Raw genomic sequence first — 24813 nt, forward strand, 5'->3', positions numbered from 1 at the left:
ATTCACACCTGAATCAGGAAAAAAATAATGAAACCTGTAAACCATCTCGTATTAATGGACGAGTGCCGATCCTGTCGGCACAGGAAGCAGTAAATTATATCCCCGACGAAGCAAGGCTTTGTATATTAGGCGCTGGCGGCGGTATTCTGGAGGCCACCACATTAATTACCGTTCTTGCTGATAAATATAAGCAGACCCAGACACCGCGTAATTTATCAATTATTAGCCCTACAGGGCTTGGCGATCGCGGTATTAGTCCGCTGGCGCAAGAAGGTCTTGTGAAATGGGCATTATGCGGACACTGGGGACAATCGCCGCGTATTTCTGACCTTGCAGAACAAAATAAAATTGTTGCCTATAACTATCCACAAGGTGTGCTCACCCAAACATTGCGCGCCGCCGCTACCTACCAGCCGGGGATTATTAGCGATATTGGTATCGGCACATTTGTCGACCCTCGCCAACAAGGCGGAAAACTTAAGGAAGTGACCAACGAAGACCTGATTAAAATGGTCGAGTTTGATAATAAAGAATATCTCTATTACAAAGCGATTGCGCCGAATATCGCCTTTATTCGCGCCACCACCTGCGACAGCGAAGGCTATGCCACCTTTGAAGATGAAGTGATGTATCTCGACGCATTGGTTATTACCCAGGCGGTGCACAATAACGGCGGTATCGTGATGATGCAGGTGCAGAAGATGGTTAAGAAAGCCACGCTGCATCCCAAATCTGTCCGTATTCCGGGTTATCTGGTGGATATCGTTGTTGTCGATCCCGATCAAACTCAGCTTTATGGCGGCGCACCGGTTAATCGCTTTATTTCTGGTGACTTCACGCTTGATGACAGCACCAAACTTAGCCTGCCCCTTAACCAACGTAAACCATCCGGTAAAATACAAAAGTTTTTGTTAAGGAAAGATATTATTCAGCGATTAACCCAGCGTTATTGCGAAATCATGGAATAAGTTTCGTATGCGGAAATAGCGTAAGCCCGGCGACAGGACGCCGCCGGGTATTTATTTTACTTTTTCAGTTCAGCCAGACTTAACCATGTTTGCACCACGGTATCCGGGTTCAGGGACAAGCTATCGATCCCTTCCTCCATCAACCATGCAGCAAAGTCCTCGTGGTCAGACGGGCCCTGACCGCAAATCCCGACATATTTGCCCTGTTTCTTCGCGGCACGGATCGCCATTGATAACAGTGCTTTCACGGCGTCATTGCGCTCATCGAACAGTTCAGAAACTACGCCGGAGTCACGATCCAGACCGAGCGCCAACTGTGTCATATCGTTTGAGCCGATAGAAAAACCATCGAAATATTCGAGGAACTGTTCAGCGAGCAAGGCGTTGGACGGAATTTCACACATCATGATGATCTTCAGCCCGTTCTCACCACGTTTCAGCCCCTGACGCGCCAGTTCTTCAACAACCGCTTTCGCCTGCTCAACGGTACGCACGAACGGGATCATGATCTCAACGTTGGTTAACCCCATGTCGTTGCGCACACGTTTCACCGCTTCACACTCCAGCGCGAAGCAGTCGCGGAAACTTTCGGAAACGTAGCGCCCCGCGCCACGGAAGCCAAGCATCGGGTTCTCTTCATGCGGCTCGTAACGCTCGCCGCCCACCAGGTTGGCGTATTCGTTAGATTTAAAGTCCGAGAGACGAACAATGACGCGCTTCGGATAAAACGCAGCGCCCAGCGTCGCGATCCCTTCGGTCAGACGACCAACATAAAATTCACGCGGAGAATCAAAACCTTTCATCATCTCGCGGATTTCGTTTTGCAACTGCGGTTCCTGGTCGTCAAACTCGAGCAGTGCGCGCGGGTGAACGCCAATCATGCGGTTGATGATAAATTCCAGACGCGCCAGACCCACGCCTTCGTTTGGCAGGCAGGCGAAGTCAAACGCACGATCCGGGTTACCGACGTTCATCATCACTTTCAGCGGCAGATCCGGCATGGTTTCCACGCTGGAGCTTTTCACGCTGAATTCCAGCAGTTCGGCATAAACGTAACCGGTGTCGCCTTCGGCACAGGAAACGGTAACCTTCTCACCGTCTTTCATCCGTTCGGTTGCATCACCACAGCCGACTACCGCCGGAATACCCAGTTCACGAGCGATGATCGCCGCGTGACAGGTACGCCCACCACGGTTAGTGACGATGGCCGACGCTTTCTTCATGATCGGTTCCCAGTCCGGGTCGGTCATGTCGGTGACCAGCACATCACCTGGTTCGATGCGGTTCATTTCGCTGATGTCATGAATGACTTTCACCGGGCCTGCGCCAATGCGATGGCCGATAGCACGGCCTTCTGCGATAATCTTGCCCTGTGAATGCAGGGTATAACGTTCCGTGACCTGGCCGCGTGAACGCACGGTTTCTGGACGCGCCTGCACAATGAACAATTTGCCGGTGTGACCATCTTTTGCCCACTCAATGTCCATCGGGCGACCGTAGTGTTTCTCAATTTGTACGGCCTGTTTTGCCAGTTCCTGCACTTCTTCGTTGGTCAGCGAGAAGATGTCACGCTGTTCCTGTGGCACATCTTCAATTTTAACCTGTTTGCCATGTTCCTGAGTCGGCGCGTAGACCATGCGGATTTTTTTCGACCCCATCGTGCGGCGCACGATAGCCGGACGATTCGCCGCCAGCGTTGGTTTATGCACGTAAAATTCATCCGGGTTAACCGCGCCCTGCACCACCATTTCACCGAGGCCCCATGCGGAAGTGATAAACACCACCTGGTCGAAACCGGATTCGGTATCAATGGAGAACATCACGCCAGAGGATGCGAGGTCGGAACGCACCATCCGCTGAACACCGGCGGAGAGCGCCACGCCACGGTGATCGTACCCCTGGTGAACGCGATAAGAGATAGCGCGATCATTAAACAGGGACGCAAAGACATGTTTCACAGCTACGAGGACGGCGTCAAACCCCTGAACGTTAAGGAAAGTTTCCTGCTGACCGGCAAAGGAGGCATCCGGCATGTCTTCTGCGGTGGCGGAGGAACGCACTGCAAAAGAGGCGTTTTCGTCATCGGCAGAAAGCTGGGCATAGGCTTCGCGGATGGCATTTTCCAGCTCAGGCTGGAAGGGAGTGTCGATAATCCACTGGCGGATTTGCGCGCCCGCTTTCGCAAGCTGGGTAACATCGTCAATATCCGTTTTATCCAGCAGTTCATAAATGCGCTGGTTTACGCCGCTTTGATCCAGAAACTGGTTAAACGCATCGGCGGTTGTGGCAAAACCATTCGGAACGGAAACACCCATTCCGGAAAGGTTAGTAATCATTTCACCCAGGGAGGCATTTTTGCCCCCAACCCTGTCTACATCATTCATGCCGAGTTGGTTATACCAAAGCACCAGCGGTGACGAGCCATTGTTGGACATCGAACAATCCTTTTGTGATAAATGAACGGTTTGAGAAACACATTTCTGCGCATTTATCTTTGCATATTTAACCGGATGAAAAAAACGGTGAATCGTTCAAGCAAATATATTTTTTTGCTTTTTAAGAGTGCTCCCAGCGTTGCGCAAATCCACTATCTTCGATAATTCCCACATAAACCATCGGTATAAACGAAACCATAAAAATGAAATGCTATTTTCATAAAAAATAAAATTGAAGGTTCATTTTATAAACCAGTCATAACGTTCTACGCTTCTGTGCATTTTTAATTTATGCTTTCATAGAATTATGTCTGCATCTCGGGAAGAACAAAATGGATAATGCTGTTGATCGCCACGTTTTTTATATTTCTGATGGTACGGCAATTACTGCGGAGGTATTAGGTCACGCAGTCATGTCGCAATTTCCCGTTACTATCAGCAGCATTACGCTGCCGTTTGTCGAAAATGAGAGCCGTGCACGGGCGGTGAAAGATCAGATCGACGCGATTTACCAGCAGACGGGCGTGCGCCCGCTGGTCTTTTACTCCATTGTGTTACCGGAGATTCGCAACATCATTTTGCAAAGCGAAGGGTTTTGTCAGGATATTGTTCAGGCGCTGGTTGCTCCGCTACAACAAGAGATGAAGCTGGCCCCGACACCAATTGCTCACCGTACCCACGGCCTGAACCCTAATAATCTTAATAAATATGATGCGCGCATTGCGGCGATTGATTACACCCTCGCCCATGATGACGGCATTTCGTTGCGCAATCTGGATCAGGCGCAAGTGATCCTGCTCGGCGTCTCTCGCTGTGGTAAAACACCTACCAGCCTTTACCTCGCGATGCAGTTTGGCATTCGCGCAGCAAACTACCCCTTTATTGCCGATGATATGGACAACCTGGTCCTGCCTGCGTCGCTCAAACCACTTCAGCATAAGTTGTTCGGCCTGACTATTGACCCGGAGCGGCTGGCAGCCATTCGCGAAGAACGTAGAGAGAACAGCCGCTATGCCTCGTTGCGTCAGTGCCGGATGGAAGTCGCAGAAGTGGAAGCGTTGTACCGTAAAAATCAGATCCCGTGGATCAACAGTACCAATTATTCGGTAGAAGAGATTGCCACCAAAATCCTTGATATCATGGGACTTAGTCGGAGAATGTACTAGAAAACTAGTATAGAAGTTCGTTTTTTTGTTACTATGCCGTCAATTGCGCGAGGTGTTGCCTGCCTCGCACTTGAAATCAGCAGGGATTGGTTTATCGTGATGCGCATCACTTCCTGGCAACCCTGCCGTTGAAGCAACAAATTTCTGAGACTTGTAATGAACAGAACTGACGAACTCCGTACTGCGCGTATCGAGAGTCTGGTAACGCCCGCTGAACTCGCGCTGCGGTATCCCGTAACGCCTGGCGTTGCCAGCCATGTAATTGATTCCCGGCGCAGAATTGAAAAAATATTGAATGGTGAAGACAAGCGACTGTTGGTCGTTATTGGTCCCTGTTCGATCCACGATCTTACCGCTGCAATGGAGTACGCCACCCGTCTGCAGGCGCTGCGTAATCAGTACCAGTCACGGCTGGAAATCGTAATGCGCACTTATTTTGAAAAACCGCGCACCGTTGTCGGCTGGAAAGGATTAATTTCCGACCCGGATTTAAACGGCAGCTATCGCGTAAATCACGGCCTCGAACTGGCGCGCAAGTTACTGTTGCAGGTGAATGAACTGGGTGTGCCCACTGCCACTGAGTTTCTCGATATGGTGACCGGTCAATTTATTGCCGATCTGATTAGCTGGGGGGCGATTGGCGCACGCACAACCGAAAGCCAGATCCACCGTGAAATGGCTTCAGCTCTCTCCTGCCCGGTAGGTTTTAAAAATGGCACTGATGGCAACACGCGGATTGCCGTAGATGCAATCCGTGCTGCCCGCGCCAGCCATATGTTCCTCTCGCCAGACAAAAACGGCCAGATGACCATTTACCAGACCAGCGGCAACCCGTATGGCCACATTATTATGCGTGGCGGCAAAAAACCGAATTACCATGCCGATGATATCGCCGCCGCCTGCGATACATTGCACGAGTTTGATTTACCAGAACATCTGGTGGTGGATTTCAGCCACGGCAATTGCCAGAAGCAGCATCGTCGCCAGTTAGAAGTCTGTGAAGATATTTGTCAGCAAATCCGCAATGGCTCTACGGCGATTGCCGGCATTATGGCGGAAAGTTTCCTGCGCGAAGGTACGCAAAAAATTGTCGGCGGTCAGCCGCTCACCTATGGCCAATCCATTACCGACCCGTGTCTAGGCTGGGAAGATACCGAACACCTGATCGAAAAACTCGCCTCTGCGGTAGATACCCGCTTCTGAATGCGTGCCCATTCCGTCGGGAATGGGCATTTCTGCTCAACCTGTTGTCTTCACAACGAATTATTACTTGCCCTGACGCAATATTATATTGATAATAAGAATCATTGTTATATCAATTATTATTAATTTTTATGAGCTATACGGATAGCAGCAGACTCACACCTAAAACGGATGCAAATCAGAAGGCTCCTTCCCCACAGCCCATTCGGCGGATTGCCAGCCAGACACTGCTAGGTCCGGATGGCAAGCTCATCATTGATCATGACGGACAAGAATATCTGCTACGTAAAACACAGGCAGGCAAACTGTTGCTGACCAAGTAGCGTTTAACTTGAACAACTGACTTCCAGCCGTTTGCCCCAGTCCGGTGGACGGCTGACATAATCATCATCTCTGTCGCTGAAAGGATTTCGCAACGCCTCATGCAGGCGATGTAACTCCGTCATATCGCCTTGTTCTGCCGCCTCGATGGCCCGTTGTGCCAGCCAGTTACGCAACACCAGCGCCGGATTGACGCTCTGCATAAGTTGCTGACGTTCGCTGTCGGTGACTTCATCTTGCTGCAAACGCACCCGATAACGCGCAAACCAGTTATCAAACGCCGCACGATCAATAAATTCATCACGCAGTGGTGATGCCGCGCTGTGCTGCCCGGTCAGACTCAACATGCGGAATGTGCGGGTATAATCGCTGCGCTCTCGCGCCATCAGGCTGAATAATTCACTCAGCAAAACGTTATCCTCTTTTTGCTCCGTCATGAAGCCCAGTTTTCGGCGCATCCGTTGCCCATATTGGCTCAACAAAACCTGCTGATAGCTGTCCAGTGCCTCATTCAACGCATCCACAGAAATAAATGGCGATAATGTCTGTGCCAGACGCTGTAAATTCCACAACGCGACGGCAGGTTGATTATCAAAACTGTAACGCCCTTGATGATCCGAGTGATTACAGATAAAGCCCGGTTCGTAATCATCAAGAAAACCAAACGGTCCGTAATCGAGCGTCAATCCGAGAATTGACATATTGTCAGTGTTCATCACGCCATGTGCAAAGCCGACTGTCTGCCAGTTAGCAATTAACGACGCGGCACGTGCAACAACATCGGTAAACCAGAGACGGTATTTGTTCTCATCATCCAGAAGGTGCGGCCAGTAATGACGAATGGCAAAATCAGCCAACTGGCGAACTTTTTCCGGCTCGCGGCGATAATAAAAGTGCTCGAAGTGGCCAAATCGTAAGTGACTGCGCGCCACACGCATCAGCATCGCGCCCGATTCCACCGTTTCCCGATAAACCGGCGTATCGCTGGTGACAATACTTAAAGCGCGCGTCGTTGGAATGCCCAGGTAATGCATCGCCTCGCTGGCGAGGCTTTCGCGAATCGTAGAGCGTAATACCGCCCGTCCATCGCCCATTCGCGAATAAGGCGTCAGCCCCGCACCTTTCAAATGCCAGTCCATTGTGGTGCCATCGGCAAGCTGTTGCTCACCAAGTAGAATGCCGCGCCCGTCACCCAACTGGCCCGCCCAGACGCCAAACTGATGACCACTGTAGACCTGCGCCAGTGGTGACATGCCCGGTAGTAATGTTTCTCCTCCCCAGACGCCCGCGCCACTTTCAAACAGCGACGATGGAATACCCAGCGTATTAGCCAGTTCGGCGTTATACCAGATCAGCCGGGCATTATTTAAAGGCGTGGGGGAAAGTGATGTATAAGTTGCAGGTAATTCATCACGCCAGCGAGTAATAAAAGACAGGGTCATAGATCCTCCTGTCTGATAGTGTAGACGGTAACCCTCGTCTTAAACACCAGCAAACAAAGGGGTTATCGCTGAACCAGAGTTGTTACCTTGCTTACGGGAACGGCTGGCCATAAGCTTCCTTGTAGGGCATGGAAACCATACGGCGTTATTTTCGCCAACATTCCTGAGGTATCAATACCCGCCGCAATGATATAGTTGCAACAGGGTGATATTTGCGCATGAATAGCACGAATAAATGGCGCGAAGGATGTATTAGCTATTTGTTGCTGAACAAAGCCTTTATCCAACATAACTCGGGTGAAAAGACCATCAAATATCGCTTTCATGGTACTGTTTCCCGCACCTAAATTTCCCAATACCAATGGAAAAATTTGCGATAAGTGCAAAAGGTTGTAATTATCTTTCCCCTCATTAAGCTGTGGATAATTTTCATTAATCCGCAATTCAACAAAGGGGATTTTTAATAGTTGGGCTGCGTAATTATTATCAATTAATAATAACCTTGCCACTTGCGGTGTCAAATTAACCCATGCAAAGAGTTTGTGTCGAATAAAAAAATGTTGGCATGATTTAAGTAATTCCAACTGCTCGACAAATAACTGCCAATGCTGCTCCTCGGAAAGTTGCGCCATAACCCGCGTCGTCGGGATGCGAACCGTACCGTCTTCACTGGAGAAATGGGTTATTAATTCAATCCCAACAAGATTTTGCTGACTATCTCTTATCGGCAGAAAATAGCAATCAGAATGATAAACATTCTCCAGTAGAACCTTCATGGTAACCACCCTTCTCCAGGAATGTTTTTGCAATTCCGGCTAAAAAAGATGAGACCATAAGGCATAAAAAATACAGATCGGATAACTTTCATTTTTTCCTTGTTAACCACTTTTTCAGGGGTCCCTTTTAAGATTATCCTAATTATAAACGAATATTCCATTTACGGAATTTTTGTCTGAAAAATACTACTTTATTCAGAAGTAAAAGGACGGCGATGTATCATCACCGTCCTTTTTGACATACTAGATCCGTCTTGCTTGCCAGAAATTTTTCTGCCAGTAGACATTATCAAGGGAAGAGCGCATCACCCCTTTGCTGGTAGAAGCATGAATAAATTGGTTGTTGGTATCATAAATACCCACATGTAAACCATTTTGCCCGGAGCCAGTTTTGAAAAAAACCAGATCGCCTGGCAGCAACTCTTCTTTATCAATTTGAGTACCGATAGAGGCCTGCTGCTTTGTTTCACGCGGCAACTGCAAATCGAAACGATCGCGCATCGTTACGACCACAAAGCCTGAGCAGTCCACCCCACGACGACTCATGCCGCCATAACGATAAGGTGTGCCATGCCAGCTTTGTAGTTGATCGTTCAAACCGGCAATGACGGTAATAGAGTCAGAAAGTCTGGCATTTGGCGGCGGCGCTTTGTGATGGCTACACCCAACCAGAAACAGTGCTGTGATTAAAATAAGGCAGAAACGCATTCCGTACGAATCCTCTGTTTTTTATTCTTGCATTAATTTAGCGTCGAAATTACCCGATTTTCAAGATGCTATTGCTATCAGGCAGTCGAAATCAGCATTCTGTGTCCTTCAATGTCCAGACGGCGGAAATTCATCCCGTAAGCCTGGGCCAGGTTCGGCGGCGTCAAAACTTCATCCCGGCGTCCACTGGCTAACAGTTTCCCTTGTTTAAGTAACCAGGCCCGATGCGCGTGACGCAATGTGTGATTGAGATCGTGACTGCTCATCACTATCGCCAGTCCTTGCTGGCACAGCGCGCTCAGAATTTTGTCTAACGCACTTTGCTGGGCAACATCAAGGCTGTTCATGGGTTCATCGAGAAGCAGCAATTGACCATCAGGATTGGCTTGCGGCGTGATTTGCAGTACCACCGCAGCAAGACGCACTCGTTGCCATTCACCGCCGGAAAGTTGATTAGTGTTACGTCCGAGCTTGTCATCAAGGGCCAGCGCCCCGGCAACATCATTTAGCGGGTCAGTACGCGTTTTATCATGCTGATGCATGGTCAGGTAATGCCATACCGGCATAGCAAATGGCGGCGTTTGTTGCTGCGAAAGGTAAGCACGATGCAGCGCGAGCTTCGCCGCGGACCATGCTTCCAGTGGCTGGCCAGCAAACTGAATGTTTCCCATACCGCTGGTCATTCCGGCCATCCGCGCCAGCAACGTACTCTTGCCTGCGCCGTTCGGCCCCACCAGATGCAGGATCTCCCCTGCCCGGACTTCGCCAGAAAGCGGCCCCAGGCGGGTTGATTCCGCAACATCCTGTAACTGCATCACAATAGACATTATTTCGCCAACGCCAGTTTAATGCTTTCCATCACAATAGGATCTTCCGGCGTCATATCCGGGGAAAAACGCTGGATAACCTTACCATCCCTGCCCACTAAGAATTTTTCAAAATTCCATAAAATATCATCAGGATACAGTGGTGCCCGCCCCTTACTGGCCAGGCGCGTATAGAATCCGCTTTCTTCCGGCGCAACGGCGGTCGGCGCTGCGGCAATCAATTTTTGGTACAGCGGATGACGACCTTCGCCATTAACTTCAACCTTACTGAACATCGGGAACGTCACACCCCAGGTCATTGTACAGTAAGTTTTAATTTCTTCATCGCTGCCCGGCTCTTGCTCAAGAAACTGGTTGCACGGAAATCCCAATACTATAAAACCACGATCGGCCCAAGCTTTCTGAATGTTCTCTAACTGTTCATATTGCGGCGTTAAGCCACACTTTGAGGCGACATTGACAATCAGTAGCACATTACCGGCATATTTCTCCAGCGTGGTCACTTCACCGTCAATCGTCTTCACTATGGTGGTCAGTATGGAATCTTGCATCGTGTCTCCTGGATGAGGTCAGTAAAAATCTTAGCTTTTAATCATAGACCGTCTTTTGCGGCTAACGCCCTGCTTTTAACAATAACCAGATAAACACCGGCGCTCCCAGGGTTGCGGTGACCACACCAATGGGCAACTCGGCGGAAACCAGCGCCAGGCGAGCGACAATATCAGCGAGAAGCAATGCGGTAGCTCCCGCCAACGCACAGCCGGGAAGCAATACACGATGATCGGTTAACCCGCACAGCCGCAGAATATGCGGGATCACCAACCCAATAAATCCGATAGCACCAGCAAGCGCCACACTGACGCCGACCATCCAGCCGGTCGCGGCCACCAGCACATTGCGCCAGAACCACAGAGGCAAACCTAACTGTCGCGCCGGGATCTCACCAAGCGCTAACATATTCATCGGTCTGGACTGGCAGCAGACCCACAGCAGCACGGGAATCAACGCCAGCATCAACCAACTTTGCCGCCACTCAACGCCGCCAAAGCCGCCCATCATCCAATACATCAACTGCCGTAAATCAACAGAAGTGGAAAAGTAGATGGCCCACGTCATTAATGCACTACAGATAATCCCTAATGCAACCCCCGCCAGCAATAATCGGCTGGTCGAAAGATGACGACGAGCAAAACGTAAGAGAATTAAAGTGATAATGAGCGCACCAGCAATAGCACAAAGTCCCAGCGCCCACTCAGGTAATTGCCCTTGCCCCAGCAATACAGCAGCAATAAGCCCCACACCTGCACCGTTAGAGACGCCGAGTAGCCCGGGTTCTGCCAATGGGTTTTCAAATAACGCCTGCATCACTGCACCGGACAATGCCAGCGCCGCTCCAACCAATAGCACAGCCAGCGTGCGCGGAAGACGTATTTGCCAGATAAAAAGCTCGCCTCGGGGGGTAAACCAGTCATCTGGCGAGATCCATTGTTCACCAGCACAAAGGCTTAAAAGAAGCGCCAGCAGCATTAATGCTGACAAGGTAAATAACCAGCGTACATTTTGTCGCTGTTGTTGGCGGGCAAGTGTCAGCATGATATCCGTTCAGCTTCAGAATAATGCTGTTGATTTTACGGTGACTCAGCGGGAGTGAAAAGAAAAAAGGCCGCAGAGCGGCCTTTTTAGTTAGATCAGATTACTCGTCTTTGGGCGAAGCGTTTTCGACCCGGCTTTTTAACTTCTGCCCTGGTCTGAAGGTCACCACGCGCCGTGCTGTAATGGGAATATCTTCGCCCGTTTTCGGGTTACGTCCCGGACGTTGATTCTTATCACGCAGATCGAAGTTACCAAAGCCAGAGAGTTTTACCTGCTCGCCGTTTTCCAGAGCGCGACGGATCTCTTCGAAAAACAGTTCAACCAGTTCTTTGGCATCCCGCTTGCTAAGCCCAAGCTTATCAAACAGATATTCTGACATTTCAGCTTTTGTAAGCGCCATAGGTTCAATCCCTCAATGATGCCTGGAATCGCTCTTTTAATGCCTCTACACATTTGGCGACGGTAGCGGCAATCTCCTCTTCTTCGAGTGTACGGCTGGTATCTTGCAGGATCAGGCTTATGGCGAGGCTCTTATACCCCTCCGCAACACCCTTACCGCGGTACACGTCAAATAAGTTTACGCCAACTACCTGATTTACGCCAACTTTCTTACATTCGGATAAAATATCCGCAGCGGGAACGTTTTCTGCGACCACAACCGCGATGTCGCGACGGTTCGCCGGGAAGCGAGAAATCTCGCGCGCTTGAGGCACCACGCGGTCTGCGAGCTTGCTCCACTCCAGTTCGAACACCAGAGTGCGACCGTTGAGATCCAGTTTACGTTCCAGTTCAGGATGAACAACCCCAACAAAACCAATGCGTTCACCTTTCAGATAAATCGCTGCGGATTGTCCAGGATGCAGCGCCGGATTCGCTTCTGCACGGAACTCAACCTCATTCAGTTTACCAGTCAGGTCGAGAACGGATTCCAGATCACCTTTCAAATCATAGAAATCAACGGTCTCTTTTGCCAGGTTCCAGTGCTCTTCATAACGGTTACCGCAAATAACACCAGCTAACATCAGATCCTGACGAATGCCCAATGGTGCCTGGGTGTCCGGAACAAAACGCAGACCACTTTCGAAAATACGCACACGGTTTTGCTGACGGTTCTGGTTGTACACTACCGTTGCCAGCAGGCCAGTCCACAAAGAAAGGCGCATTGCTGACATTTCAACCGAGATCGGACTTGGCAGCAGTAACGCTTCTGCACCCGGGTGGATCATCTGCTGAACTTTCGGATCCACGAAGCTGTAGGTGATCACTTCCTGATAGCCTTTGTCGTTGAGAAGCGTTTTCACACGCTTGAGCGACAGGTCAGCTTCGCGGTGAGTGCCCATAATCAGGCTCGCCTGCACCGGCTCGTCCGGAATGTTGTTGTAGCCATAAACACGAGCGACTTCTTCGACCAGATCCTCTTCAATCTCCATGTCGAAACGCCAGCTCGGCGCAACTGCCTGCCACTCGTCCTTACCTTCGGTCACTTTGCAGCCGAGGCGACGCAGAATGTCGGTAACCTGCTCATCGGCAATATGATGGCCGATCAGGCGATCCAGTTTGCTGCGACGTAAAGTGATAGTCGCACGCTTCGGCAGCGTTGCTTCGTTGGTGATATCGATAACCGGACCTGCTTCACCGCCGCAAATGTCAATCAGCAGACGAGTCGCACGTTCCATTGCTTTATGCTGCAGTGCCGGATCAACACCACGCTCGTAACGGTGAGACGCATCGGTATGCAGGCCATGACGACGAGCACGACCGGTGATAGACAGCGGGCTGAAGAAAGCGCATTCCAGCAAAACGTTTTGCGTTTCTTCATTTACGCCAGAATGTTCGCCGCCGAAGATGCCACCCATTGCCAGTGCCTTGTTGTGGTCAGCAATAACCAGAGTGTCAGCATTCAGCTTCGCTTCAGTGCCATCGAGCAACACCAGCGTTTCACCCTCTTTCGCCATCCGCACCACAATACCGCCTTCAATGCGATCTTTATCGAAAGCGTGCATCGGTTGACCCAGTTCAAGGAGCACGTAGTTGGTCACGTCAACGACCGCATCGATAGAACGAATGCCGCAGCGACGCAGTTTTTCTTTCATCCACAGCGGAGTTGGGGCTTTAACGTTAATGCCTTTTACGACGCGACCAAGATAACGCGGGCAGGCTTCAGGCGCTTCTACTGCAATCGGCAACGTATCGTCAATGGTTGCACCAACCGGAATGATTTCCGGTTCAACCAGCGGCAACTGGTTCAGCACAGCAACGTCGCGCGCAACACCAATGATGCCTAAGCAGTCGGCACGGTTTGGCGTAACGCTGATTTCGATAGTGTTATCATCGAGTTTCAGGTATTCACGAATGTCAGTACCAATCGGCGCATCCGCTGGCAGTTCAATAATGCCGTTATGATCGTCAGAAATGCCCAGCTCGGAGAAAGAGCACAGCATCCCTTCAGACGGTTCGCCACGCAGTTTCGCCGCTTTAATTTTAAAATCACCCGGCAGAACAGCACCAATGGTCGCTACCGCCACACGCAGGCCCTGGCGGCAGTTTGGTGCGCCACAGACAATATCCAGCAGGCGATCACCACCAACGTTGACTTTCGTCACTCGCAGTTTGTCAGCGTTTGGATGCTGTGCGCACTCAACTACTTCACCAACAACCACGCCATGGAAGCTACCGGCAACCGGTTCTACACCGTCAACTTCCAGACCCGCCATAGTGATTTGATTCGCCAGCGCATCGCTATCAATCGCTGGGTTCACCCATTCGCGTAACCACAGTTCACTGAATTTCATAATCTATTCCTGCCTTATTTAAACTGTTTGAGGAAACGCAGATCGTTTTCGAAGAATGAACGCAGGTCGGTGACGCCGTAACGCAACATAGTCAGGCGCTCCATCCCCATCCCAAAGGCAAAACCGGAGTAAACTTCCGGGTCGATACCGACGTTACGCAGCACATTTGGATGCACCATGCCGCAACCCAGCACTTCCAACCATTTGCCGTTTTTACCCATAACGTCCACTTCTGCAGACGGTTCGGTGAACGGGAAGTAGGAAGGACGGAAGCGGATCTGCAAATCTTCTTCAAAGAAGTTACGCAGGAAGTCGTGCAGTGTGCCTTTCAGGTTGGTAAAGCTGATGTTGGTGTCAACAATCAGGCCTTCCATCTGATGGAACATCGGTGTGTGAGTCTGGTCGTAGTCGTTACGATAAACACGGCCAGGTGCGATGATACGAATCGGTGGCTGCTGGGCTTTCATGGTGCGGATCTGTACGCCAGACGTCTGGGTACGCAGCAGACGAGTAGCATCAAACCAGAAAGTGTCGTGGTCAGCGCGCGCCGGGTGGTGACCTGGAATGTTCAGAGCATCAAAGTTATGATAATCGTCTTCGATCTCCGGCCCGGTAGCCACGGTAAAGCCAAGCTCACCGAAGAAACTTTCGATACGGTCGATAGTACGGGTCACCGGATGCAGACCGCCGTTTTCAATACGACGCCCCGGCAAGGAGACATCAATAGTCTCTGCTGCCAGACGCGCATTCAACGCCGCGCTTTCCAGCTCGGCTTTACGCGCATTCAGCGCCTGCTGCACCTGCTCTTTTGCTTCGTTGATAACCGCACCGGCTGCCGGACGCTCTTCTGGCGGCAGCTCACGCAGGGTCGTCATCTGAAGGGTCAAGTGCCCTTTTTTACCCAAATATTCGACGCGCACATTGTCTAACGCGGCAACATCTGACGCCTGGCTAATGGCCGCCTTCGCACTGGCAACCAGTTCTGCGAGATGTGACATGGTTTTCCTCATTGTGTCGGTGGTGACACTGGTTCGTTGGACTTAGAGCCTATCCCATCAGGCTATTTTACTTGCCATTTTGTCCCGGACAGTGCTCGAAATCCTCACGTACTTAAGTACGCTCCGGTTTCTCCGCGCTGGCCGTGTCCAAACTGACTGCGACAATTACGCCTGATGAGACAGGCTTTTTATTTTTCAGAACGCGCATACAAAAAAAGCCTCCACTGGGAGGCTTTCAGGCGCTGTTTTCCGTTTCTCTTCTCACGCGCTAGCCTCCTGGAGTCAGGTGCTAAAGTAAAAAAAGAAGCGGAAAATAGCAGCATTCATTGCTTGCGTTACCTTTTGGAACTTTTCAAAAGACCTTTATTGAAAAGGCTACGACGATAAAAGTCAATGTTCTGATAGTGTTGAAACGAAAAGAGGGAGACAAGCTCCCTCTTTCAACTGGCTTATGCCAGAGCTGCTTTCGCTTTTTCAACCAGAGCGGTGAACGCTACTTTGTCGAATACTGCGATGTCAGCCAGGATCTTACGGTCGATTTCAACAGAGGCTTTTTTCAGGCCATTGATGAATTTGCTGTAAGAAATACCGTTCTGACGTGCTGCTGCGTTGATACGCGCAATCCACAGTTGACGGAACTGACGCTTACGTTGACGACGGTCACGGTAAGCATACTGACCAGCCTTGATAACAGCCTGGAAGGCAACGCGGTATACGCGAGAACGCGCACCGTAGTAGCCTTTAGCTTGTTTCAAAATTTTCTTGTGACGTGCGCGTGCAATAACACCACGTTTTACGCGAGCCATATGTGCTCTCCTGTATCTATTCTAATTAAAAAGTTAAAAAACGTTAACGACTTATGCGTACGGCAGGCACGCGATTACCAGGCCCAGATCGCCTTTAGAAACCATGGCTTTCGGACGCAGGTGACGTTTACGTTTGGTCGCTTTTTTGGTCAGAATGTGACGCAGGTTAGCGTGCTTGTGCTTAAAACCACCTTTACCGGTTTTTTTGAAGCGCTTAGCAGCACCGCGTACGGTCTTAATTTTTGGCATTTTAATAACTTCCACTTCGCATTGTTGATAAACAGAAACAAAGGCGAATCACCCTGTGAGCCGAGGCCCACAGGAATGATTACTTGATGGCCTTACTGTTTCTTCTTAGGAGCGAGCACCATGATCATCTGGCGGCCTTCGATCTTCGTTGGGAAGGATTCGACCACTGCCAGTTCTTGCAAATCGTCTTTCACGCGATTAAGCACTTCCATACCGATTTGCTGGTGCGCCATCTCACGACCGCGGAAACGCAGTGTGATTTTGGCTTTATCACCCTCTTCCAGAAAGCGAATCAGGCTGCGGAGTTTTACCTGATAGTCGCCTTCATCTGTACCAGGACGGAATTTAATTTCCTTAACCTGGATAACTTTTTGCTTTTTCTTCTGTTCCTTAGAAGACTTGCTCTTTTCATAGAGGAATTTGCCGTAATCCATGATACGACAAACCGGCGGCTCGGCGTTAGGGCTGATCTCGACTAAGTCTACTCCGGCTTCTTCAGCTTTCTCCAGAGCTTCTCTCAGACTCACAATACCAAGCTGCTCGCCTTCCAGACCTGTTAAGCGAACTTCCTGGGCGCGAATTTCGCCATTAATACGGTTAGGGCGCGCCGTTTGAACTCGTTTTCCGCCTTTAATACCTTATTCCTCCAATTGTTTAAGACTGCGGCTGCGAATCTCTTGTTGCAGCTTCTCGATCACTTCATTTACGTCCATGCTTCCCAGGTCTTTACCACGGCGGGTGCGAACGGCAACTTTGCCAGATTCCACCTCTTTATCACCACAGACCAACATATACGGGACGCGACGCAAAGTGTGCTCGCGGATTTTAAAGCCAATCTTCTCATTTCTCAAGTCTGCTTTAACACGAATGCCCGCATTTGATAGTTTTTGCGTCAATTCGTTAACGTATTCAGACTGCGAATCAGTAATGTTCATGATAACAACCTGAACCGGCGCAAGCCAGGTCGGGAAGAAACCAGCGAACTCTTCGGTCAGGATACCGATGAAACGTTCCATAGACCCCAGAATTGCGCGGTGAATCATTACCGGAACCTTACGCTCGTTGTCTTCGCCCACATAGGAGGCGCTCAGACGAGACGGCAAGGAGAAGTCCAGCTGTACCGTACCGCACTGCCATGCACGATCGAGGCAGTCATACAGGGTAAATTCAATTTTCGGACCGTAGAAAGCGCCTTCACCCAGTTGATATTCAAACGGGATGTTGTTTTCTTCCAGCGCAACTGCCAGGTCCGCCTCAGCACGATCCCACATTTCGTCGCTGCCAATACGTTTTTCAGGACGAGTGGAAAGTTTGACCACGATTTTCTCGAAGCCAAAAGTGCTGTACATATCATAGACTAAACGGATACATCCGTTAACTTCATCGCGAATTTGTTCTTCAGTACAGAAGATATGCGCGTCGTCCTGAGTGAAACCACGTACACGCATCAGTCCATGCAGAGAACCTGACGGCTCGTTACGGTGGCAGCTACCGAACTCGGCCATACGCAGCGGCAGATCGCGATACGACTTCAGCCCCTGGTTGAAAATTTGTACGTGACCCGGGCAGTTCATCGGCTTAATGCAGTATTCACGGTTCTCTGAAGACGTGGTGAACATCGCATCTTTGTAGTTTTCCCAGTGTCCGGTTTTTTCCCACAGGACGCGGTCCATCATGAACGGACCTTTTACTTCCTGATACTGGTACTCTTTCAGTTTAGAACGTACGAACACTTCCAGTTCACGGAAGATTGTCCAGCCGTCGTTGTGCCAGAACACCATACCCGGCGCTTCTTCCTGCATATGGTACAGGTCAAGCTGCTTACCGATTTTACGGTGGTCGCGTTTCGCGGCTTCTTCCAGGCGCTGCAGGTAAGCGTTGAGGGCTTTTTTGTCTGCCCACGCAGTACCGTAAATACGCTGCAACATTTTGTTGTTGCTATCGCCGCGCCAGTAAGCCCCTGCCGTTTTCATCAGTTTGAAGTGATGGCAGAAACGCATGTTCGGTACGTGCGGACCGCGGCACATATCGACATATTCTTCATGAAAATAGAGACCCGGCAGGTCATCATGGGCAATATTTTCGTCCAGGATGGAGACTTTATAGCTCTCGCCGCGTTTAACAAACGTTTCACGCGCTTCGTGCCAGCTAACTTTCTTCTTAATGACGTCGTAGTTTTTCTCAGCAAGCTCATGCATCCGCTTCTCGAGTGCTTCGACATCTTCCTGGGTTAACGTGCGGTCAAGATCAACGTCATAATAGAAACCGTTGTCAATAACCGGGCCGATTGCCATTTTGGTATGCGGCCAAAGTTGTTTAATTGCGTGCCCTAACAGGTGCGCGCAGGAGTGACGAATGATCTCCAGACCTTCTTCGTCTTTAGCGGTAATGATCGCCAGTTTAGCGTCGTTTTCAATCAAATCGCACGCATCTACCAGTTCGCCATTAACGCGCCCTGCGATACAGGCTTTCGCCAGACCTGGACCAATGTCCAGCGCAACATCCATGGGGCTTACAGCGTGGTCGTAATGGCGTTGGCTGCCATCAGGAAGAGTAATAACAGGCATGTTATATCCTTATTTGCAGTGGTGACCCACACGAAAGATCACATACAAAGATTCATATGAAATTTACCAAAAAGGTTTGGGTTGATTCCCGCTTCACTCTGCGAAATATGTCACAGCATACCGGTTGGTGATGCCAGACCTACACCCACTTTCTGATAATACCGCCTGGCAGTTTACACGGTATTTGTTGTCGGGCAAAGCGACAATCACCATGATCGATATGATATAAATCAACGCAGGCAACACCTGCCCATTTTGTTACACTCGATTATCGACTACTCGAAATACGCAGGAAAATCGCATGCCGACAAAACGTTTTGACAAAAAACACTGGAAGATGGTGGTGGTACTACTGGCTATCTGTGGCGCGATGCTGTTACTGCGTTGGGCAGCAATGATTTGGGGCTGAATGGTAAGACTCTATCCGCTAACGTAAAAGCCAGACCGCACGTCGCAGTCCGGCAGTAATAGTTACATTTTATATCCCAGCGATAACGTTGTTCGGCGGTCAGTATGTTCTGGAGCCGATTCAGGCGGTTCAGAGTTCCACGTGACGTTGTAAGCCACTTTAAGACCGAAATGCTCATTGATGGCAACATTCAGCGCGCTTTCCGAGTTTAACGTCGTGTCTTCCGCGCCAAAGACGGAAACACCTTGGGTAAATTTAGCGTTGTCGGTCAACTGCCACGCATAAGCCCCGGAAGCATAACCCAGCGGCTGAGTTTCACTGGCATTGTCGGTATATTTGTCGTAACGCACGCCAGGACCGAATTCAAAGCGGAAACTGTGTACCGGACCATTCAAAAACTGGCGACCATAACCCGCAGTCAGCACATCGCGTTCGCGATAACCGTTATAACGGTCTGTCAGCCAACTAGCCTGACCAAATAAATAGTCATAGTCAGTTAAATTAAAACGGCTACGCCCGCCCACCGCATATTTTTCCGAAGAACGTTCATCATTAGAAGACGTATTGCTGGCGTTCCCCCACAGCGACCAGGCAGTAGTATACCCATACCAGGTCATAGTGGTATCAGCCGTTAGTGAAGAACTTTTCGTGTTACCTGATTGTGCAAGGTAACCTGCATTCAGATTACCTTCGAAAGGTTTTTTGGCGCTGGCAGGGTCGTCCATGACAGTAAAAACGGAATCATCGGCAGTTGCATTCAGAGACGCAAACATACCCCCCGCCAACATAACGATGGCAGGAACTGTCTTCAAAAGCTTCATTTATTAAAAGTCCGTACAACAAAAAAAGAGACCATCGCGGTCCCGGAAACTTTCTTGAGGATCAAAGAGTAGCGTCCCTGGAAAGGTAACAAATTATAAAAAGGAGTGAAAAACTTAGCAATGACTTCTTATTTCATTTTTTGAATAAGCACATTGCGAAAACAGATATTTATTTATATATCTTTACCCGATTAATTTTATATAAATATCCAATAAATCATATTGTTAATTTCTTCACTTTCCACTGATTCAGTGCCAGACTGAAATCAGCCTATAGGAGGAAATGATGGTACGTATCTATACGTTGACACTTGCGCCTTCTCTCGATAGCGCAACAATTACCCCGCAAATTTATCCCGAAGGAAAACTGCGCTGTACCGCCCCGGTGTTTGAGCCTGGTGGCGGCGGTATTAACGTCGCCCGCGCCATTGCTCACCTTGGGGGTAGCGCCACGGCAATCTTCCCGGCTGGCGGCGCAACCGGCGAACATCTGGTTTCACTGCTGGCTGATGAAAATGTCCCGGTTGCCACTGTCGAAGCAAAAGACTGGACCCGCCAGAATCTGCACGTACATGTAGAATCTACGGGTGAGCAGTACCGATTTGTCATGCCTGGCGCGACGTTAAGTGAAGATGAATTTCGTCAACTTGAAGAACAGGTTCTGGAAATTGAATCAGGGGCTATCCTGGTCATAAGCGGCAGTCTGCCCCCAGGTGTGAAGCTGGAAAAATTAACTCAACTTATCTCCGCTGCACAAAAACAAGGGATTCGTTGCATTGTCGACAGTTCCGGCGATGCACTAAGCGCGGCACTGGCCATTGGCAATATCGAACTGGTGAAACCTAACCAGAAAGAGCTCAGCGCACTGGTCAATCGCGAACTCACCCAGCCAGATGATGTGCGCAAAGCCGCGCAGGAAATCGTAAATAGTGGTAAGGCCAAACGGGTTGTTGTTTCTCTTGGCCCGCAAGGGGCGTTGGGAGTGGACAGCGAAAACTGCATTCAGGTAGTGCCGCCACCGGTGAAAAGCCAGAGTACCGTCGGTGCAGGTGACAGCATGGTCGGCGCGATGACGCTGAAGCTGGCGGAAAATGCCCCTCTTGAAGAAATGGTTCGTTTTGGCGTAGCCGCAGGTAGTGCCGCCACGCTCAATCAAGGAACTCGCCTGTGCTCCCATGACGATACGCAAAAAATTTACGCTTACCTTTCCCACTAATAGAGATATTCCCCCAACATTGGGGGAATCACCACAAACCTGTCGGCAACGTGTTTCTCCGACTATGCTAAAAAATCACGTGATAACAAAGAGGTGAATTATGGCCGGTGGCGACCTTGTCCGTTATGTCATTACCGTCATGTTGCATGAAGACACATTAACTGAAATTAATGAGTTAAATAACTTTCTGACACGCGACGGTTTTTTACTGACCATGACGGATGATGACGGAAATATCCATGAGCTGGGAACGAACACCTTTGGGCTTATCAGTACTCAAAATGAAGATGAAATAAGAGAGCTGGTTGCCGGGCTTACCCAAAGTGCAACCGGCAAATCCCCGGAAATCACAATAACCACCTGGGAGAAATGGTATAGCGACAGAAAATAAATGGTTTTTGGGCAATAATCAGTCTGTGGTGTGCGTTAGCTCGTGTTTTTTCACCGCATTCTTGCGCTAACTTTATGATCTGGCAGACAACATGGGAGAGACATCATGTGGCAGGCAATCAGTCGTCTTTTGAGCGAGCAGTTAGGTGAAGGCGAAATCGAACTGCGTAATGAACTGCCTGGCGGGGAAGTCCATGCCGCATGGCATTTGCGCTATGCTGGACGTGATTTTTTCGTCAAATGTGATGAAAGGGACCTGCTTTCCGGTTTTACCGCCGAAGCCGATCAACTGGAATTATTATCACGCAGTAAAACCGTTACTGTGCCCAGAGTCTGGGCTGTTGGCGCTGACCGGGACTACAGTTTTTTGGTGATGGACTATCTCCCGCCTCGCCCATTGGATGCACACAACGCATTTATTTTAGGGCAGCAAATTGCGCGCCTGCATCAATGGAGTGATCAGCCACAATTTGGCCTCGATTTCGATAACGCACTTTCGACTACTCCACAACCCAACACCTGGCAACGTCGCTGGGCAACGTTTTTTGCTGAACAACGTATTGGCTGGCAACTGGAACTGGCGGCAGAAAAAGGGATCGCCTTCGGCAATATCGACGCCATCGTCGAACACATTCAGCAACGTCTGGCCTCACATCAGCCGCAGCCGTCACTGTTACACGGTGATTTATGGTCCGGAAACTGTGCGCTGGGTCCGAATGGCCCGTACATCTTCGATCCCGCTTGTTACTGGGGCGACAGAGAGTGCGATCTGGCGATGTTGCCGCTGCACACTGAACAACCGCCGCAAATCTATGACGGCTATCAGTCAGTTTCACCGCTACCGGCAGATTTCCTCGAACGTCAACCAATTTACCAGCTCTACACGTTACTTAATCGTGCAAGGTTGTTTGGCGGGCAGCATTTGGTTATTGCTCAGCAGTCACTGGATAGATTATTAGCGGCGTGATGTGAGTTGATGATAATGGCCGCTTCGCGCGGCCTTTTGATTAAATAAACCCAAGCAGAGAAAAAAACACATACCCAGCAGCAATACAAATGACCGGCAAGATATAGAGTGAAAAAAACTGCAAGAAAATGGTATGGTGCGGAACAACAATGCGTGACTCAATCTGTTCACGCGTTAACCCCTCGTCTCCTTTAGCCTTCTCCAGAATGAGTTGATCCTCAACACCTTCACGTAAGAAACGCGCCTGGCGGCTCATACGGGCACCGGAGTCTTGCAACGCAAGTCCAACAAATATCAGGATGAAAATCACCCAGAACATAATATTCACACCGCCATTAAAATTGGGCGTCGGTGAGTTGTACCAGAACAGATTCAAAAAAGGCGTATTCGCCTGCATCATATCGATCATGACATGGGTAAAGTCGAGCATGACCGCATTAATGCCTTCCTGATTTTCCTGCCGGGTATTCATAAATTTCAGCAAAGAAATCAGCGTAGAGATCAGTGCGGGTATAAAAATCACCCAACCGAAAATCCTTTTCAAAACAGCAATGCGTCCAGCTTGTTGATACGTCATGAGTTCTCCTTGATTAAGACGCGTCGATTCACTTAGTTTACCTGTAGATATCTGTTTTCGCCCATTCTTTAAAGGCGATATGATAGGCGCTTAATCATAAGCACTGCTTAATACCTTACACTTAATGCTCTAAAGGAGAGGTTGTAATGTCAACCCCGCGACAGATTCTTGCTGCAATTTTCGATATGGATGGATTACTTATCGACTCTGAACCTTTATGGGATCGAGCCGAACTGGATGTGATGGCAAGCCTGGGGGTGGACATCTCCCGTCGTAACGAGCTACCGGACACCTTAGGTTTACGCATCGATATGGTGGTTGATCTGTGGTACGCCCGGCAACCGTGGCGTGGGCCGGGTCGTCAGGAAGTGGTAGAACGGGTTATTGCTCGTGCCATTTCACTGGTTGAAGAGACTCGGCCATTACTGCCTGGTGTGCGTGAGGCCGTTGCGCTGTGCAAAGAACACGGTTTATTGGTTGGCCTGGCCTCTGCGTCGCCGTTACATATGCTGGAAAAAGTGCTGACCATGTTTGACTTACGTGACAGTTTCGATGCCCTCGCCTCCGCAGAAAAACTGCCTTACAGCAAACCGCACCCGCAAGTGTATCTCGACTGCGCAGCAAAGCTGGGTATTGATCCGCTGGCCTGCGTGGCGCTGGAAGATTCTGTAAACGGTATGATCGCCTCTAAAGCAGCCCGTATGCGTTCCATCGTCGTTCCTGCGCCAGAAGCGCAAAATGATCCACGTTTTGTGTTGGCAAACGTGAAGCTTTCATCTCTCACCGAACTCACCGCGGAAGACCTCCTCGGCTAATAAAAATCGGGCAGTGTCATCACTGCCCCTGGTTTTTTATCTGAATTTTTATTCAACTGGCGGATTTATCATCATTTTGTGATAAAGAGTTACACCGTCACCACTTCCGCGCACTGTATAAAAATCCTATACTGTACGTATCGACAGTTTAGTGAGTTTTATCATGACGGCGGAAGGTCACCTTCTTTTTTCTATTGCTTGCGCGGTATTTGCCAAAAATGCCGAACTAACGCCCGTGCTGGCACAGGGTGACTGGTGGCATATTGTCCCTTCCGCAATCTTAACGTGTCTGTTACCGGACATCGACCACCCAAAATCGTTTCTTGGGCAGCGATTAAAGTGGATATCAAAACCCATTGCCCGGGCATTTGGACACCGTGGATTTACCCACAGTCTGCTGGCGGTCTTTGCGTTGCTGGCGACCTTTTATCTTAAAGTTCCGGAAAGCTGGTTTATTCCGGCTGATGCTTTGCAAGGTATGGTGCTGGGTTATTTGAGCCATATCCTTGCCGATATGCTGACACCGGCTGGCGTTCCCCTCCTCTGGCCATGTCGCTGGCGCTTCCGCCTGCCAATTCTGGTGCCACAAAAGGGCAATCAACTGGAACGTTTTCTCTGCATGGCATTATTTGTCTGGTCGGTGTGGATGCCCCATTCATTGCCCGAAAACAGTGCCGTGCGTTGGTCATCGGAAATGATCAATACCTTGCAGATCCAGTTTCATCGCCTTATTAAGCATCAGGTTGAATATTAAAGCGGCAAAAACC

The 24813-nt window shown here is 49.8% G+C and carries 27 protein-coding genes and 1 other annotated feature; of the genes, 10 read left to right on the top strand and 17 right to left on the bottom strand.

Going from position 1 to position 24813, the window contains the following annotated elements:
- Window positions 1–8: 8 nt before the first annotated feature.
- Entirely contained in the window at window positions 9–968 is a 960-nt protein-coding gene (locus tag A9587_RS02755) for a CoA-transferase (RefSeq protein WP_105263235.1), read from the top strand.
- A gap of 56 nt (window positions 969–1024) precedes the next feature.
- Here the strand turns inward: A9587_RS02755 and ppsA are convergent, their stop codons facing one another.
- Window positions 1025–3403, bottom strand: a complete 2379-nt coding sequence (gene ppsA / locus A9587_RS02760; RefSeq protein ID WP_000069391.1) for a phosphoenolpyruvate synthase — start codon at window positions 3401–3403, stop codon at window positions 1025–1027.
- A 332-nt stretch (window positions 3404–3735) separates the two neighbouring features.
- On the opposite strand from ppsA, the gene ppsR reads away from it, so the two are divergent.
- From ppsR to hemP, 3 genes are all read left to right on the top strand, one after another.
- Window positions 3736–4569, top strand: coding sequence for a posphoenolpyruvate synthetase regulatory kinase/phosphorylase PpsR (gene ppsR / locus A9587_RS02765; RefSeq protein WP_105263209.1), 834 nt, complete (start codon window positions 3736–3738; stop codon window positions 4567–4569).
- A gap of 156 nt (window positions 4570–4725) precedes the next feature.
- Window positions 4726–5772 carry a 3-deoxy-7-phosphoheptulonate synthase AroH gene (gene aroH / locus A9587_RS02770; protein ID WP_001516314.1) on the top strand — a complete coding sequence of 349 codons (1047 nt, stop codon included), beginning with the start codon at window positions 4726–4728 and terminating at the stop codon, window positions 5770–5772.
- A gap of 131 nt (window positions 5773–5903) precedes the next feature.
- A complete protein-coding gene (gene hemP, locus A9587_RS02775; RefSeq protein ID WP_001516313.1) occupies window positions 5904–6095 on the top strand; it encodes a hemin uptake protein HemP in 192 nt (63 codons plus the stop codon).
- A gap of 3 nt (window positions 6096–6098) precedes the next feature.
- Here hemP and selO read toward each other — a convergent pair whose 3' ends face one another.
- From selO to thrS, 14 genes are all read right to left on the bottom strand, one after another.
- A complete protein-coding gene (gene selO, locus A9587_RS02780; protein ID WP_105263210.1) occupies window positions 6099–7535 on the bottom strand; it encodes a protein adenylyltransferase SelO in 1437 nt (478 codons plus the stop codon).
- A gap of 62 nt (window positions 7536–7597) precedes the next feature.
- Window positions 7598–8311, bottom strand: coding sequence for an EAL domain-containing protein (locus A9587_RS02785; RefSeq protein ID WP_000866247.1), 714 nt, complete (start codon window positions 8309–8311; stop codon window positions 7598–7600).
- Window positions 8312–8554: 243 nt separating this feature from the next.
- Window positions 8555–9019 (bottom strand): C40 family peptidase, encoded by a 465-nt coding sequence (locus A9587_RS02790; protein ID WP_001209789.1) that lies wholly within the window; start codon window positions 9017–9019, stop codon window positions 8555–8557.
- Between the two features lie 77 nt (window positions 9020–9096).
- Window positions 9097–9846 carry a vitamin B12 ABC transporter ATP-binding protein BtuD gene (gene btuD, locus A9587_RS02795; RefSeq protein ID WP_105263211.1) on the bottom strand — a complete coding sequence of 250 codons (750 nt, stop codon included), beginning with the start codon at window positions 9844–9846 and terminating at the stop codon, window positions 9097–9099.
- Window positions 9846–10397, bottom strand: a complete 552-nt coding sequence (gene btuE, locus A9587_RS02800) for a bifunctional thioredoxin/glutathione peroxidase (protein ID WP_105263212.1) — start codon at window positions 10395–10397, stop codon at window positions 9846–9848. The genes btuD and btuE overlap by 1 nt, the downstream gene beginning before the upstream one ends.
- A gap of 61 nt (window positions 10398–10458) precedes the next feature.
- Window positions 10459–11439, bottom strand: a complete 981-nt coding sequence (btuC, locus tag A9587_RS02805) for a vitamin B12 ABC transporter permease BtuC (protein ID WP_000956546.1) — start codon at window positions 11437–11439, stop codon at window positions 10459–10461.
- Between the two features lie 100 nt (window positions 11440–11539).
- Window positions 11540–11839 (bottom strand): integration host factor subunit alpha, encoded by a 300-nt coding sequence (gene ihfA / locus A9587_RS02810; RefSeq protein WP_001229265.1) that lies wholly within the window; start codon window positions 11837–11839, stop codon window positions 11540–11542.
- Window positions 11840–11843: 4 nt separating this feature from the next.
- A complete protein-coding gene (gene pheT / locus A9587_RS02815) occupies window positions 11844–14231 on the bottom strand; it encodes a phenylalanine--tRNA ligase subunit beta (RefSeq protein ID WP_000672317.1) in 2388 nt (795 codons plus the stop codon).
- 14 nt (window positions 14232–14245) lie between these two features.
- Window positions 14246–15229: a phenylalanine--tRNA ligase subunit alpha gene (gene pheS, locus A9587_RS02820; protein WP_000018588.1), complete on the bottom strand. Its 984-nt coding sequence runs from the start codon at window positions 15227–15229 to the stop codon at window positions 14246–14248.
- Between the two features lie 208 nt (window positions 15230–15437).
- Window positions 15438–15562: a sequence feature (Phe leader region), on the bottom strand.
- Window positions 15512–15556, bottom strand: a complete 45-nt coding sequence (pheM, locus tag A9587_RS02825; protein ID WP_001386830.1) for a pheST operon leader peptide PheM — start codon at window positions 15554–15556, stop codon at window positions 15512–15514. Its footprint overlaps the feature before it by 45 nt.
- A gap of 116 nt (window positions 15563–15678) precedes the next feature.
- The gene (gene rplT, locus A9587_RS02830; protein ID WP_000124850.1) at window positions 15679–16035 is read right to left on the bottom strand and encodes a 50S ribosomal protein L20; all 357 of its coding nucleotides are present in this window, start codon (window positions 16033–16035) and stop codon (window positions 15679–15681) included.
- A gap of 51 nt (window positions 16036–16086) precedes the next feature.
- Window positions 16087–16284, bottom strand: coding sequence for a 50S ribosomal protein L35 (gene rpmI / locus A9587_RS02835; RefSeq protein ID WP_001124225.1), 198 nt, complete (start codon window positions 16282–16284; stop codon window positions 16087–16089).
- 92 nt (window positions 16285–16376) lie between these two features.
- The gene (gene infC, locus A9587_RS02840) at window positions 16377–16919 is read right to left on the bottom strand and encodes a translation initiation factor IF-3 (RefSeq protein ID WP_001700733.1); all 543 of its coding nucleotides are present in this window, start codon (window positions 16917–16919) and stop codon (window positions 16377–16379) included.
- 3 nt (window positions 16920–16922) lie between these two features.
- Window positions 16923–18851, bottom strand: coding sequence for a threonine--tRNA ligase (thrS, locus tag A9587_RS02845; RefSeq protein WP_001144185.1), 1929 nt, complete (start codon window positions 18849–18851; stop codon window positions 16923–16925).
- A 301-nt stretch (window positions 18852–19152) separates the two neighbouring features.
- On the opposite strand from thrS, the gene yniD reads away from it, so the two are divergent.
- Window positions 19153–19260 carry a small membrane protein YniD gene (gene yniD, locus A9587_RS02850; RefSeq protein WP_001142445.1) on the top strand — a complete coding sequence of 36 codons (108 nt, stop codon included), beginning with the start codon at window positions 19153–19155 and terminating at the stop codon, window positions 19258–19260.
- A gap of 62 nt (window positions 19261–19322) precedes the next feature.
- Here yniD and A9587_RS02855 read toward each other — a convergent pair whose 3' ends face one another.
- Window positions 19323–20081, bottom strand: coding sequence for a DUF481 domain-containing protein (locus tag A9587_RS02855; protein WP_016261976.1), 759 nt, complete (start codon window positions 20079–20081; stop codon window positions 19323–19325).
- Between the two features lie 286 nt (window positions 20082–20367).
- Here A9587_RS02855 and pfkB point away from each other — a divergent pair, with 286 nt between their 5' ends.
- The 3 genes from pfkB (at window position 20368) to A9587_RS02870 (ending at window position 22654) form a co-directional block, all read left to right on the top strand.
- Window positions 20368–21297, top strand: a complete 930-nt coding sequence (gene pfkB / locus A9587_RS02860) for a 6-phosphofructokinase II (RefSeq protein WP_000251744.1) — start codon at window positions 20368–20370, stop codon at window positions 21295–21297.
- Between the two features lie 100 nt (window positions 21298–21397).
- Window positions 21398–21688, top strand: coding sequence for a type V toxin-antitoxin system endoribonuclease antitoxin GhoS (gene ghoS / locus A9587_RS02865; protein WP_000896961.1), 291 nt, complete (start codon window positions 21398–21400; stop codon window positions 21686–21688).
- Window positions 21689–21793: 105 nt separating this feature from the next.
- The gene (locus tag A9587_RS02870; protein ID WP_000267664.1) at window positions 21794–22654 is read left to right on the top strand and encodes a fructosamine kinase family protein; all 861 of its coding nucleotides are present in this window, start codon (window positions 21794–21796) and stop codon (window positions 22652–22654) included.
- Window positions 22655–22694: 40 nt separating this feature from the next.
- On the opposite strand, the gene A9587_RS02875 is transcribed toward A9587_RS02870, so the two are convergent.
- The gene (locus A9587_RS02875; protein ID WP_000222161.1) at window positions 22695–23231 is read right to left on the bottom strand and encodes a YniB family protein; all 537 of its coding nucleotides are present in this window, start codon (window positions 23229–23231) and stop codon (window positions 22695–22697) included.
- 146 nt (window positions 23232–23377) lie between these two features.
- Here A9587_RS02875 and hxpB point away from each other — a divergent pair, with 146 nt between their 5' ends.
- Complete coding sequence (gene hxpB / locus A9587_RS02880; protein WP_000106844.1) at window positions 23378–24046, top strand: hexitol phosphatase HxpB; 669 nt, start codon at window positions 23378–23380, stop codon at window positions 24044–24046.
- A gap of 163 nt (window positions 24047–24209) precedes the next feature.
- Window positions 24210–24800: a metal-dependent hydrolase gene (locus tag A9587_RS02885; RefSeq protein ID WP_001516308.1), complete on the top strand. Its 591-nt coding sequence runs from the start codon at window positions 24210–24212 to the stop codon at window positions 24798–24800.
- Window positions 24801–24813: the final 13 nt, after the last annotated feature.

It is taken from the genome of Escherichia sp. MOD1-EC6162 (assembly GCF_002965125.1).
Classification (GTDB): domain Bacteria; phylum Pseudomonadota; class Gammaproteobacteria; order Enterobacterales; family Enterobacteriaceae; genus Escherichia; species Escherichia marmotae.